Annotated in this window: 13 protein-coding genes; 4 read left to right on the forward strand and 9 right to left on the reverse strand. The window is 69.3% G+C overall.

Features of this window, described 5'->3' with window-relative positions; genetic code table 11:
• Nucleotides 1-13 precede the first annotated feature (13 nt).
• The 4 genes from VIM54_RS01915 to VIM54_RS01930 form a co-directional block, all read right to left on the reverse strand.
• Nucleotides 14-931: a LysR family transcriptional regulator gene (locus VIM54_RS01915; RefSeq protein ID WP_331898706.1), complete on the reverse strand. Its 918-nt coding sequence runs from the start codon at nucleotides 929-931 to the stop codon at nucleotides 14-16.
• A 242-nt stretch (nucleotides 932-1,173) separates the two neighbouring features.
• On the reverse strand, nucleotides 1,174-2,310 hold the full coding sequence (locus VIM54_RS01920; protein ID WP_331898708.1) for a P-loop NTPase: 1,137 nt from the start codon (nucleotides 2,308-2,310) through the stop codon (nucleotides 1,174-1,176).
• Nucleotides 2,307-2,828 (reverse strand): DUF1003 domain-containing protein, encoded by a 522-nt coding sequence (locus tag VIM54_RS01925; RefSeq protein ID WP_331898710.1) that lies wholly within the window; start codon nucleotides 2,826-2,828, stop codon nucleotides 2,307-2,309. The genes VIM54_RS01920 and VIM54_RS01925 overlap by 4 nt, the downstream gene beginning before the upstream one ends.
• On the reverse strand, nucleotides 2,812-4,131 hold the full coding sequence (locus tag VIM54_RS01930) for a magnesium transporter MgtE N-terminal domain-containing protein (RefSeq protein ID WP_331898711.1): 1,320 nt from the start codon (nucleotides 4,129-4,131) through the stop codon (nucleotides 2,812-2,814). The genes VIM54_RS01925 and VIM54_RS01930 overlap by 17 nt, the downstream gene beginning before the upstream one ends.
• Before the next feature lie 46 nt (nucleotides 4,132-4,177).
• Here VIM54_RS01930 and VIM54_RS01935 point away from each other — a divergent pair, with 46 nt between their 5' ends.
• Nucleotides 4,178-4,669, forward strand: coding sequence for a general stress protein (locus VIM54_RS01935; protein ID WP_331898712.1), 492 nt, complete (start codon nucleotides 4,178-4,180; stop codon nucleotides 4,667-4,669).
• A 46-nt stretch (nucleotides 4,670-4,715) separates the two neighbouring features.
• On the opposite strand, the gene VIM54_RS01940 is transcribed toward VIM54_RS01935, so the two are convergent.
• Both VIM54_RS01940 and VIM54_RS01945 read right to left on the reverse strand, forming a co-directional pair.
• Nucleotides 4,716-6,188 (reverse strand): aminopeptidase P family protein, encoded by a 1,473-nt coding sequence (locus VIM54_RS01940; RefSeq protein WP_331898713.1) that lies wholly within the window; start codon nucleotides 6,186-6,188, stop codon nucleotides 4,716-4,718.
• A gap of 19 nt (nucleotides 6,189-6,207) precedes the next feature.
• Nucleotides 6,208-7,221, reverse strand: coding sequence for an endonuclease/exonuclease/phosphatase family protein (locus VIM54_RS01945; protein ID WP_331898714.1), 1,014 nt, complete (start codon nucleotides 7,219-7,221; stop codon nucleotides 6,208-6,210).
• 83 nt (nucleotides 7,222-7,304) lie between these two features.
• Here VIM54_RS01945 and VIM54_RS01950 point away from each other — a divergent pair, with 83 nt between their 5' ends.
• Nucleotides 7,305-8,156: a PHP domain-containing protein gene (locus VIM54_RS01950; RefSeq protein ID WP_331898715.1), complete on the forward strand. Its 852-nt coding sequence runs from the start codon at nucleotides 7,305-7,307 to the stop codon at nucleotides 8,154-8,156.
• Nucleotides 8,157-8,186: 30 nt separating this feature from the next.
• The gene (locus VIM54_RS01955) at nucleotides 8,187-9,038 is read left to right on the forward strand and encodes a PHP domain-containing protein (RefSeq protein ID WP_331898717.1); all 852 of its coding nucleotides are present in this window, start codon (nucleotides 8,187-8,189) and stop codon (nucleotides 9,036-9,038) included.
• Here VIM54_RS01955 and VIM54_RS01960 read toward each other — a convergent pair.
• Complete coding sequence (locus tag VIM54_RS01960; RefSeq protein ID WP_331898747.1) at nucleotides 9,035-10,522, reverse strand: DEAD/DEAH box helicase; 1,488 nt, start codon at nucleotides 10,520-10,522, stop codon at nucleotides 9,035-9,037. The two genes, VIM54_RS01955 and VIM54_RS01960, sit on opposite strands and share 4 nt — an antisense overlap.
• A gap of 179 nt (nucleotides 10,523-10,701) precedes the next feature.
• Here VIM54_RS01960 and VIM54_RS01965 point away from each other — a divergent pair, with 179 nt between their 5' ends.
• Entirely contained in the window at nucleotides 10,702-11,421 is a 720-nt protein-coding gene (locus tag VIM54_RS01965) for a ferritin-like fold-containing protein (RefSeq protein WP_414673154.1), read from the forward strand.
• A gap of 57 nt (nucleotides 11,422-11,478) precedes the next feature.
• On the opposite strand, the gene VIM54_RS01970 is transcribed toward VIM54_RS01965, so the two are convergent.
• Both VIM54_RS01970 and VIM54_RS01975 read right to left on the reverse strand, forming a co-directional pair.
• Entirely contained in the window at nucleotides 11,479-11,769 is a 291-nt protein-coding gene (locus VIM54_RS01970) for a hypothetical protein (protein WP_331898720.1), read from the reverse strand.
• Between the two features lie 2 nt (nucleotides 11,770-11,771).
• On the reverse strand, nucleotides 11,772-11,996 hold the full coding sequence (locus VIM54_RS01975; RefSeq protein WP_331898722.1) for a DUF3107 domain-containing protein: 225 nt from the start codon (nucleotides 11,994-11,996) through the stop codon (nucleotides 11,772-11,774).
• Nucleotides 11,997-12,053: the final 57 nt, after the last annotated feature.

Consider the following 12,053-nt stretch of genomic DNA (forward strand, 5'->3'; position numbering starts at 1 on the left):
TGAGCGGGCGGCCTCACCTGCCGGGATGCTGGGCGAGGACTACCCGGGCCTCGGTGCGCAACGCTTCGACGACGAGCCGCACCGACGGGCGCTCGGCGCGGTCGGGGCGCAGGAGGGCCGAGATCTGGCGCACCGCGCGCACCCCGGAGAGCGGGCGCGTCACGAGTCCGTTTTCGTGGTCCCGCGTGGTGAACCGCGGCAGGATCGCGATGCCGTGGCCGGCCGCGACGATCGCCTCCACGATTCCGTTGTCGAGGAAGCGCTGACCGATGGTCGCCGGCACGCCCGTGACGGCCTCGAGCTGGCGCAGGATGCGGTCGTAAGGGAACCCGAGCGGCGTGCCGATCCAGGTCTCGCCCATGAGGTCCCGCGCGGAGAGGCTCGCCTTCTCGGCGAGCGGGTGTCCCTCGGGGAGGGCGATGTCGAGTGGTTCCTCCATGAGCTTGACCACGGTGAGACCGCGCTCGCGCCAGGCGGGCAGCATGCCGGGCGAGTCGGCGAGCACGATGTCGAAGTCGGGGGTGAGGTCGGCGAAGTCCGGATGCAGCGGGTCCTGGTCGGTCGCGATGAGCACGAGTCCCGGGATCCGGGCCACGGCGGTGAGCAGGCCGGGCAGTAGCATCTGGCCACCGGTGGGAAAGGTGGTGAGGGTCACCTCGCCCCGGGGAGCCTGTTTGAAGTCCTCCCAGAGGGCGTCCGCGCGCTCGAGCGCGATCGCGACGTCCGTGGCCGTCTGGGCCAGCATCCGCCCGGCCCCGGTGAGCACGATGCCGCGCCCGCTGCGCTCGGTGAGCGGGATTCCCGCCTCCCGTTCGAGCACCTTGAGCTGCTGGGACACCGCGGAAACCGTGCGGTTCGTGGCCCGGGCGACGGCCGTGATACTGCCGCGCTCCGCGAGTTCGCGGAGCAGTTCCAGTCGGCGCACATCCATTAAGCCAGACTACACAATCATGCAAGAACTATTTGATTGTGCTACAGCTTCGACGGGTGTGGAATGAGATCAATCACAACTAGCCCATCCGGGGCAGGTTTCAGCACACCGAGGTCATCATGTCCAGCGTCATCGTTCCAGCAGTCATCGCCGTCGCCGCCGTGTGGGGCCTCGCGGCCAGCATCGTGGTGACCGCCCGTGACGGCTACCGCCGGCTCCCCACCCGCCGCTAGGCAGTACCGCTAACGAAGGCTCAGGCCGAGCTTTCGGCCGGCCAGACCGCGGCCACGCGTGGCCAGCCGGTCGGCAACCGAGGCGATGGCCAGAGACGCGGCATCCGTCGGATTCGACCGCACGATCGGCACGCCGGCATCCCCGCCCTCGCGCAGCGCGACGCTGATCGGGATGGAGGCGAGCACCGTGACCGGGTCGTCCTGGCCACGGGAGAGCCTCGCCGCGACCTCGACGCCGCCTCCGCTGCCGAAGAGGTCCAGGATCGAGCCGTCCGGCTGGGCGAGCCCGGCCATATTCTCGATGACGCCGATCACCCGCTGGCCGGTCTGCCGCGCCACGATCGCGCTGCGCTCAGCCACCTCGGCGGCAGCCGGCTGCGGCGTGGTCACGACGATGACCTCCGCCTGCGGCAACAGCTGGCCGAGCGAGATCGCGACGTCCCCCGTGCCGGGTGGCAGGTCGAGCAGCAGCACGTCGAGGTCCCCGAAGTAGACGTCGGTGAGGAATTGCTGCATGGTTCGGTGCAGCATGGGTCCGCGCCAGGAGACGGCCCTGGCCGACTCTGACGGCTCGAGGAACATGCCGATCGAGATGACCTTCACGCCGCAGCCGATCGGGGGCAGGATCATCTCGCCCACCCTGGTCGGCCGGGCGCCCTCGAGGCCGAGAATTCCCGGGATCGAGAAGCCGAACACGTCCGCATCGACGATGCCCACGGTGAGACCGCGGTCGACGAGCGCGACGGCGAGATTCGCGGTGATGGATGACTTGCCCACCCCGCCCTTGCCGCTCGTGATCGCGTAGATGCGGGTGAGCGAGTCCGGCCCGAACTGCGCCACGCGCGTGCGCCCGCCTCGGAGCTTCTCGGTGAGGGCCGTGCGCTGCTCGCGCGACATGACGGAGACCTCGACGGTGACGGAAGCGACGCCGGCAACCGAGGCCGCTGCCTCGCGCACGTCCCGCTCGATCGTGTCGGCGGCCGGGCATCCGACGATCGTCAGCCTGAGGCCGACTGTCGCGTCGCCGTCCGGGGAAACCGACACCGCCCCGATCATGTCCAGTTCGGTGATGGGCTTGCGGATTTCGGGGTCGATCACGCGGCCGAGAGCCGACCGGATACCGGACTGAAGCTGCTCGCTCGTCACGCGGCGCCCTCGGGGTTCCTGTCGCGCTCGAGGCTGCGTTGGTCTTCCAGCTCGGCCAGCAGGGCGCGCAGTTCCGCGCGGATGAAGTCCTTGCTCGCGAGTTCGCGCACGGCGAGCCGCAGGGCGACCACCTCGCGGGCGAGGTACTCGGTGTCGGCCAGGTTACGCTCGGCCCGCTGCCGGTCCTGCTCGAACTGCACCCGGTCGCGGTCGTCCTGCCGGTTCTGCGCGAGCAGGATCAGCGGAGCGGCGTACGAGGCCTGCAGCGACAGGATCAGGGTCAGCAGCGTGTAGTTGAGCGAGCGGGGGTCGAATTGGGCGGCGGGCGGAGCGTAGGTGTTGTAGGCGACCCAGACCACCACGAACACGGTCATGCCGACAAGGAAGCCCGTCGTGCCCATCGCCCGCGCGAAGCCCTCGCTGAACCGTCCGACGCGGTCGCGTCCGCCTAGGCGGGGGACGAACGACGTGCGAAGACCCTTGGGCGAGTCGAGTCCTGAGTCAGTGCGACGTGCCATTGAGGTGCCTCCTTCCGGATGAGACGACTACGGGGATGGTGCTGGTGTCTGAAGACACGGCGGGGGAGGGGTCGTCGTCGTGACTTCGCCAGTCGTCGGGCAGAAGGTAGTCGAGAACATCGTCAATGGTCACCACCCCGACCAGTCGGTGGTTGCCGTCGACAACCGGAAGTGACACGAGGTTGTAGCTCGCGAGCGTGCGCGCGACCTCGGCGGCCGACGCACTCGCCCGCACGGGCTCGAGCTTCTGGTCGAGCAGCGTGCCGAGACGTTCCATGGGCGGGTAGCGCAGCATCCGCTGGAAGTGCACCATTCCGAGGAAGCGTCCGGTGGGTGGCTCGTACGGCGGCAGGGTCACGCAGACCGCAGCGCCGAGGGCAGGCGCGAGCTCGTGGCGGCGGATGAGGGCGAGGCCCTCGGCCACCGTCGTGTCGGCGGAGACGATGATCGGCTCCGTCGTCATGAGGCCGCCGGCGGTGTCAGGGGCGTAGAGCAGCAGCATCCGCACGTCGTCCGCCTCCTCGGGCTGCATGAGGTCGAGGAGGGCCTCTCCGCGCTCGTCGGAGAGCTGCGCGATGAGGTCGGCCGCGTCATCCGGCTGCATCTGGTCGAGCACGTCGGCGGCCCGGTCGTCGTCGAGGTGGCCGAGGATGTCGACCTGTTCGCTCTCCGGCATCTCCTCGAGCACGTCGGCGAGGCGCTCGTCGCTCATCTCCTCGGCGACCTCGAGCATCCGCTGCTCCGGCAGGTCGAGGAGGGCGTTCGCGAGGTCGGCGGGCAGCAGGTCCTCGTAGGTGGCGAGCAACTGGGTGGCGGACTGGGCCTCCCCGGTCGACCGCTCGCGCACCTCCGACCACTTGGCGAAGATCGTGACCCCCTTCGCGAAGGGGGAGGCGCTCGTCTTGGGTCGGCGAAGGAACAGTTCGCTCACCGCCCACTCGCCCTGGCCGCTCTCCTCGATCGCGACGTCTTCGATCGTGGCCGTTCCCGACCGGTCCACGAGCTCCATCTGGCGGCCGAGCACCTCGGCGATCACCCGCACCTCGCCACCGCGCTGCTCGAAGCGGCGCAGGTTGATGAGGCCGGTCGTGATGATCTGGCCGGAACCGATGCTCGTGACGCGACCGATCGAGAGGAAGACGCGACGCTTGCCCGGCACCTCCACGATGAGGCCGACGACGCGCGGCGGCTCCTTCTGGCGGTAGACGACGAGCACGTCCCGTACACGCCCCACCTTGTCTCCCGCGGGGTCGAAAACGGAGCACCCGGCCAAACGGGCGACGAAGACTCTCGCGGCGCTCACAGGTCTAACTTAGACCTTCGCAACTGTGGGAGAGGATAATGAGGCCATGACCAACCAAAGCCCCCTCACCTCTCGCGGCCGCCTCGTACCGACGCTCCCCAAGGGGGACGTGCTCGGAACCTACGACACGTACTTCGAGGCGCAGGCAGCCGTCGACCGTCTGGCCAGGGCCGACTTCGAGGTGAAGAAGGTGGCGATCGTGGGGAGCGACCTCAAGACCGTCGAGCGCGTGACCGGCAAACTCACCTGGGGCAAGGCCGCCGGCGCCGGCGCGGCGAGCGGCGCGTGGTTCGGACTCTTCTTCGGCGTGCTGCTCACCTTCACGGCGACCACCGCCGTGTTCCAGTACGTGTTCGCCGCGGTGATCATCGGGGCGGGATTCGGCGCGTTGTTCGGCATCGTCACCTACGCGATCAACCGTCGGACCAGGGACTTCACGTCCACCCACCAGGTGCTCGCGAGCAAGTACGAAATCATCATCGACCCGTCCCTCACCATCAAGGCGCAGGACGTGCTGTCGCGGCCAGACACGCACTAGTCATGCTTCCCGCGCCCGGGAGTCGGGCGCGCCGGCGGCCGCAGGGTCAGCGCAGCCACGCCTCCACGTCATCCGCGGTGCGGGGGATGCCGATCGACAGGTTCTCGGCGCCGGACGGCGTCACGAGGATGTTGTCCTCGACGCGCACGCCGATGCCCCGGAACTCCTCCGGCACGGTCAGGTCGTCCGGCTGGAAGTACAGGCCGGGTTCGATCGTGAAGACCATTCCGGCCTCGAGGACGCCGTCGAGGTAGAGGTCGCGCCTGGCCTGGGCGCAGTCGTGCACGTCGATCCCGAGGTGGTGGCTCGTGCCGTGCACCATGTAGCGCCGGTGGAACTGGTTCTCCGGCTTCACCGACTCCTCCGCGCTCACCGGAAGCAGGCCCCACTCGGCGGTGCGCCGGGCGATGACCTCCATCGCCGTCGCGTGGATCTCGCGGAACCGGATGCCCGGCCTCACGATCGCGAAGGCCGCATCCGCCGCCTCGAGCACCGCCTCGTACACGCGGCGCTGCGTGGGCCCGAAGACACCGTTGATCGGAAGGGTCCTGGTGATGTCAGCCGTGTAGTAGCTGTCGAGTTCGATTCCGGCGTCCATGAGGATGAGGTCGCCCGGCACGACGGGGCCATCGTTGCGGGTCCAGTGCAGGATGCACGCGTGCGGCCCGCTCGCGGCGATGGTGTCGTAGCCGACGGCATTGCCCTCGGCGCGGGCGCGCCGGTTGAATGTGCCCTCGACGAGGCGCTCGCCCCGCGGGTGGGCGACGATCGCCGGCCGGTCGGCGATCACGTCGTCGAATCCGGCTCGGGTGGCGGCAACGGCTTTGCGCATCTGGTCGATCTCGTAGGCGTCCTTGACGAGCCGCAGCTCAGACAGGTCGCGGGCGAGATCGGCGTCGGCATCCGTTTCGAGCGCCTCGGATTCCGCCACGAGCAGGCGACGACCGTCCACCTGGTCGGTGAGATCACGATCGCCGTCGCGCACGATGACCGTGCTCGCGTCGACGGCGTCGAGCACCCGGTCGAGCTCATCGAGGGATGCCGTGGCAAGGCCGAGGTCGCTCGCGACGTGGGCGAGCGAGGGCCGGGGGCCGGTCCAGAATTCGCCGATGTCCGGGTTGGCGTAGAACTCGTCCGAGTCGCGCCCGGCGGCCTTGCGAAAGTACAGGGTGGCGTCGTGGCCGCTCGCCGTCGGCTCAAGCACGAGCACACTGCCGGGAACGGAGTCCCTGCCCCAGCCGGTGAGGTGCGCGAACGCGGAGTGGGCGCGGTACGCGTAGTCGGTGTCGTTCGACCGCACCTTCGCCGCCCCGGCGGGGATGATGAGGCACTTGCCGGGGTACAGGCCGGAGATCGCGGCCCGGCGTGCAGCGGCGTAAGCCGCCTGTTCGCGGGCGGGCGGCGTCGGTTCGGACCTCTCCGCCCACTTGCTCGAGATGTAGTCCTTGAACGTGCTCGAAACCGGCACGGTCGAGCGGTTTGTCGTTGCGCGGGGAGCCTCGGCCCTGTCGTCAGCCATGACCCCATTCTCTCTCGGGTCAGCCGACGGCGTGCAACTGCACCACGATCGGCCGGTGATCGCTTCCCTTGCCGTCCAGGTCCGTCACCACCCGCATGCCGGTCACCCTCCAGTTCGCCGTGGCCATGACATGGTCGATCGGGGCGCCGGCCAGGGCGGGAATCGAGGTCGGCCAGGTGCCCACCGCGCCGTTGCCGCTCTGCACGCCGGCGTCCGCGCAGCCGCCGAGTGTCTTTCCCCGCTCGTCGACGAAACCGGCGAGGTGATCGATCGTGGCGTTGAAGTCGCCGGCCATGATCACGTTCTTCGAGTCGCACGCACCGCTCAGCCAGCGGAGGTCGCTGCGCCAATTTCGCATCTCGCCCTCTACCGGCGCGATGGGGTGCACAGCGATGATCGTCGGGCCGCGGCCGTCGTTCGGCAGGATCACCACCGTCGGTACCGTCGAGGTCGAGCCGGCGGTCTTGTCGAGGTGGTACTCGCCGAGGTCTTCGCTCACGAGAACGGAGGTGGACCGCGACTCGTAGTTACGGTCGAACGTGATGGTGTGCACCGACATCGGCCGCCCGCCGGCTTTGAGGAGCGCCGCCACGGCATCCGTCGTTGACTTCGTCGTCTCCGGCAGGCTCACGATGTCCGCGTCGGAGTCGAGCGCGAGTTTCGCGATCGTGGCGGCGCCGGGGGAGCCGCCGAGGGTGTTCCACGACACAACGGTGAGGTCGGACTTCGACTTCGCGGCGAATGTCTCATTGCCGAAGCCGCGGGAGCCGAGCACGGCCACGGTGACGAGCACGAACACGCTGAGGAGCAGAACCACGGAGGCGCCGAGCCGCCGAAACGGCCGGTTGAGGGCGGCGGCCACGCCGACCACGACCATCGTGCCGACGGCCGCGACGACCATCGCCCCGCGGAACGAGATCAACTGGGCCAGCCCGGTGGTGCGCTGGAGGCCGAAGAGCTGCGGCCAGGCGGCGATGAGCAGCACGACGGCGAGCACCAGGAGCAGCGCGGCTGCGAGGACTCGACGAAACATGGACTTTCACCCTAACCGCTGGCGCCGGCCGCCCCGGCCGCCCCGGCCGCCTGCCGTGCGCGGCACTGGCCTAGAGTTGCAGAATGTCCGGTCTGATCGACCTGCACACCCACAGCAGCGTCTCCGACGGCACGGAGACCCCAGCCCAGCTGGTGCGGGCGGCGATCGCGGCGGGTCTCGACACCGTGGCGATCACCGACCACGACTCGACGGCGGGCTGGCAGGCGGCGTGCGCGGCCGCCGCGGGCACCGGCCTCACCGTGATCCCCGGCATGGAACTCAGCACGCGGCACGGCTGGCGCAGTGTGCACCTGCTGGCCTACCTCTTCAATCCCCTCGATGGCGGGATCATCGTCGAGACCGGGCGAATCAGGGACGCACGGCTCACGCGCGCCGAGAGCATCGTGCAACGGCTCTCGGCAGACTACGACCTGGAGTGGGAGGACGTGCTCGCTCAGACCACCGAAGGCGCGACCGTCGGCCGCCCGCACATCGCGGACGCTCTGGTGGCGAAGGGCCACGTGCCCAACCGCAGCGCCGCGTTCGAGAGCATCCTGCACCCGCGAAGCGGCTACTTCGAGCCGCACTACGCGCCGGACCCGCTCGACGCGGTGCGCCTCGTGGTCGCGGCCGGCGGCGTGCCGGTGCTCGCGCACCCCGGGACCCGAGGGCGGGAGAACGTGATTCCAGAAGACAAGATCGCCATCCTCGTCGAGGCCGGGCTGTTCGGGCTGGAGATCCACCACCGGGAGAACACCGAGAGTGGCAAGCAGCGGCTCTTCGAACTCGCCGAGGAGTTCGACCTCGCCATCACCGGTTCGAGCGACTATCACGGCGAGGGCAAGCCGAATCGCCTCGGCGAGAACACGACGACGCGAGAGGTGCTCGACCGCATCGTCGCGGCGGGCACCGGAACGACGCCCTATCGGGGCTGAGACCCGAACGAACGACAATAGAGTTGCAGGATGCCCGGACCGATCGACCTGCACACCCACAGCAGCGTCTCCGACGGCACCGAGACCCCCACGGAACTTGTCGACGCGGCCGTTGCCGCCGGCCTCGGAACGGTCGCGATCACCGACCACGATTCGACGGCCGGCTGGCGGGAGGCGTTTGCCGCGGCATCCGGAACCGGCCTGACGGTGATTCCGGGCATGGAGCTGAGCACGAACTACGGCCCGGCGAGCGTGCACATGCTCGCCTACCTGTTCGATCCGGATGACGCGAGCATCCTCCGGGAGACCGCGCGCATCCGCGACGGTCGGGCCCACCGCGCCGAGCGCATCGTCGAGCGCATCGCCGTCGACTATGACATCACCTGGGCCGACGTGCTGGCACAGTCGGTGGACGGCGGCACCCTCGGCAGGCCGCACATCGCCGATGCGCTCGTGGCGAAGGGGCACGTCACCACCCGCAGCGCCGCGTTCGAGAGCATCCTGCACTGGCAGAGCGGCTACTACGAGAAGTACTACGCGCCGTCGCCGCTCGACGGCGTGCGCCTGATCATCGCGGCCGGCGGGGTGCCGGTGCTGGCGCATCCGGCCACCCACGGTCGTTATCGCGTGATCGAGGAGCGGGCGATCGCCGAACTGGTGGACGCCGGCCTGTTCGGTCTCGAGATCCACCATCGGGACAACACCGACGACGGCAAGGAACGCCTGTTCGAGCTCGCCGCGAAATACGACCTCGTCGTCACCGGTTCGAGCGACTACCACGGCGAGGGCAAGCCCAACCGGCTCGCCGAGAACACGACAGAGCCGGAGGCGCTGGCGCGCATCGTGGCGTCGGGAACCGGGTCGGCTCCGTACCTGGGTTAGGCGGCGGGCGGCGGCGTGTTGCCGGTTCCTCCGCGGCGCGACCGGGTGCGCCGGCGACGCGTCGGCGACGTGCCGTCGTGCGTTCCGCCGCCCTCGGCGCTCTCGCGCACGACGTCGGTCGAGCCCTCGGCGCGTTCGCGCGGCGGGCGTCCGCCCGAGCCCGTGGCCGGGCGTGCCCCGCCGGAACGTCCACCGCGGTCGGCACCGCGGCCGCGGTCTCCTCCGCCATCGCGGCCACCGCCGGAACGGCCTCCACGGTCGCCGTCGGTCGGGCGCGGCTCGCGGGGACGCACGGGGCCCGCCGAGGCGAGTCGCCCCTTGGTGCCCTCCGGGATGTCGAGGTCGGTAAAGAGGTGCGGCGACGACGAGTAGGTCTCGACCGGCTCCGGCTGGCCCATGTCGAGCGCCTTGTTGATGGCCGCCCACTTGTGCATGTCGTCCCAGTCCACGAAGGTGACGGCGATGCCGGTCTTGCCCGCGCGGCCGGTGCGGCCGGCGCGGTGCAGGTAGGTGTCGTCGTCGTCCGGGATGGTGTGGTTGATCACGTGGGTCACGTCGTTCACGTCGATGCCGCGGGCCGCGACATCCGTGGCGATGAGGATGTCTTTCTTGCCCGCCTTGAAGGCGGCCATGGCCCGCTCGCGCTGCTCCTGGTTGAGGTCGCCGTGCACGGCGGCGGCGTTGAAGCCGCGGTCGTTGAGCTCCTCGACCAGTTTGGCCGCCGCACGCTTGGTGCGGGTGAAGACGACGGTCTTGCCCCGGCCCTCGGCCTGCAGGATGCGGGCGATGACCTCGTCCTTGTCCATCGAGTGGGCGCGGTAGACGACGTGCTTGATGTTGGCCTGGGTGCGGCCCTCATCCGGATCCGTCGCGCGAATGTGGATGGGCCGGTTCATGAAGCGACGCGCGAGCGCGACGATCGGGCCGGGCATCGTCGCGGAGAACAGCATGGTGTGCCGGGTGGGGGAGGTCTGGGCGAAGAGCTTCTCGATGTCCGAGAGGAAGCCGAGGTCGAGCATCTTGTCTGCCTCGTCGAGCACCATGACCTTGACGTCCTTGAGCGACAGCATGCGCTGGCTCGCGAGGTCGAGGAGGCGACCGGGCGTGCCGACGACCACCTGCGCGCCGGCCTTGAGCTGCTCGACCTGGCCCTCGTATGCCTTGCCGCCGTAGATGGCGGCGACCTGGGTGCCGCGATTGGATGCCGCGAGCACGAGGTCTTCGGCAACCTGCACGCACAGCTCGCGGGTCGGAACGACGACGAGAGCCTTGACGCCGGGCTCGGGGTTGAGGCCGAGGGACTGGAGGAGGGGGAGACCGAAGCCGAGCGTCTTGCCCGTTCCGGTCTTGGCCTGACCGATGATGTCCTGGCCGGCGAGTCCCATCGGGATCGTCTGCACCTGGATCGGGAAGGGTTCGATGATGCCCTTGGTGGCAAGAGCGTCGACCATGTCCTGGTCGATACCGAGCGTTGTGAAAGTAATGGGATCTGAGAAAGTTGTAATGAGTGATGCCCTGTTCTAAAGCGGCTACGCCCGCTTTGACCTGGGGCGTGCGGAGCCTCCACCAGAAATGGGAGGCATTACCACTAGTTTAGCCGCCATTCACCGGTTAGCCGGATTCCCCGGCCCCGGCGGCCTGTCGGGCGCCGCGCCGATAGGCTATGCGCGTGGTCAAACTGTTCGGTCGTCGCTTGAGACGCAACGACGCCGCCCGCCCGGGCACGCGTCGCTCGTCGAGCGACTCCGTCAACCGGGTGGACCTCGAGGAGCTGACTCCCGACCTCATTTCCTACCTCGGCCAGGCCGCGTACCTCCAACTCGTGATCTTCGAAACGCTCAGCCTCGCCGTGGCCACCGCGCCCTCGATCGCCTCGAAGGAGGCGATGAGCCGGGTCGCCGGGCTCTCGCTCGCCAAACACCACGGGCTCACGGCCGAGATCGTGCGCCAGGGCGCCCAGCCCGGCCCGACGATGCAGCCGTACGTGGCGGCCATCGACAACTACGTGCGCGTCACCGCCGGCGCCGACTGGTACGAGACGCTCGTCACGAGTTACATCACCGCCGGGCTGCTCAACGACTTCGCCCGCCAGCTCGCCGGCGGACTGCCCGCCGACGCCTCGGAGCGCATCGCGGCCATACTCGGCGGAGACGACGGCCACGAGATCATCGTCGTCGAGTTGCGTTCGGCGATCGAGGCCAACCCGCGGCTCGCCTCGCGTCTCGCCCTGTGGGGCCGGAGACTCGTGGGCGACACGCTGTTGGTGGCGCGGTCGTCTCTCGCCGCGAACGGTCGTCCTGATGAGGCACGGCTCGAACCGGTGTTCACCGAGCTCATCGCTGCGCACACCCGGCGCATGGACGCCATCGGCCTCACGGCGTAGCGGGCCGGGCTGCGGCCAGTGCACCGGCGTCAGTGCGTCGGCGTCGGTGCGTCGTGGTCAGGCGCGACTGAGCGTCGCGAGCATCTCGGCATCCGCGTTCCGGCGTCGACGAGAGATCGTCACGGCGAGCATCGCGCTGAGCGCGGCGGCGAGCACCAGGCTCACGACCCAGATCCACCCGCCGTCGAACTTCCAGCCGGCCCAGGTGAGCGCCGCCCAGATGGCGGACGCCGACGCCGCGCCGATCGCGGGGATCAGCGCCGCTCCGTGCGCCTCACGGCCCGGGAACGCGTAGCGCAGACCGAGGCCGATGAGGGCTCCGCCCAGGATGACGAAGAGTAGCTCCATGGTCAGGCGACGAAGCCGACGCGCCGGGACTCCTCCGAGCCGATCTCGAGGTAGCCGAACGACTCGAGCGGCACGACGTAGACCGAACCCCGCACATCGGTGAGGGTGAAGTATTTCGCGCCGGAGTCGAGGGCCGACGAGACTACCGCCTGGATCTCCTTCGACGACTGCGACGACTCGAAGTTAATCTCACGAGGGCTGTTGATGATTCCGATTCGAATGTCCACGTGCCCAGATTACGACACAACCGGGTGCGCCCCGCGCGCCGTTCTCTTGGAGCGGAA

Source organism: Lacisediminihabitans sp., assembly GCF_036569425.1.
Classification (GTDB): Bacteria; Actinomycetota; Actinomycetes; order Actinomycetales; family Microbacteriaceae; genus Lacisediminihabitans.

Excerpts from the sequence above, each read along its gene's own strand:
- VIM54_RS01950 (WP_331898715.1), top strand. The coding sequence starts at position 7,305 with ATGTCCGGTCTGATCGACCTGCACACCCACAGCAGCGTCTCCGACGGC.
- VIM54_RS01915 (WP_331898706.1), bottom strand. The coding sequence starts at position 931 with ATGGATGTGCGCCGACTGGAACTGCTCCGCGAACTCGCGGAGCGCGGC.
- VIM54_RS01965 (WP_414673154.1), top strand. The coding sequence starts at position 10,702 with ATGCGCGTGGTCAAACTGTTCGGTCGTCGCTTGAGACGCAACGACGCC.
- VIM54_RS01945 (WP_331898714.1), bottom strand. The coding sequence starts at position 7,221 with ATGTTTCGTCGAGTCCTCGCAGCCGCGCTGCTCCTGGTGCTCGCCGTC.
- VIM54_RS01940 (WP_331898713.1), bottom strand. The coding sequence starts at position 6,188 with ATGGCTGACGACAGGGCCGAGGCTCCCCGCGCAACGACAAACCGCTCG.
- VIM54_RS01935 (WP_331898712.1), top strand. The coding sequence starts at position 4,178 with ATGACCAACCAAAGCCCCCTCACCTCTCGCGGCCGCCTCGTACCGACG.
- VIM54_RS01970 (WP_331898720.1), bottom strand. The coding sequence starts at position 11,769 with ATGGAGCTACTCTTCGTCATCCTGGGCGGAGCCCTCATCGGCCTCGGT.
- VIM54_RS01925 (WP_331898710.1), bottom strand. The coding sequence starts at position 2,828 with ATGGCACGTCGCACTGACTCAGGACTCGACTCGCCCAAGGGTCTTCGC.
- VIM54_RS01955 (WP_331898717.1), top strand. The coding sequence starts at position 8,187 with ATGCCCGGACCGATCGACCTGCACACCCACAGCAGCGTCTCCGACGGC.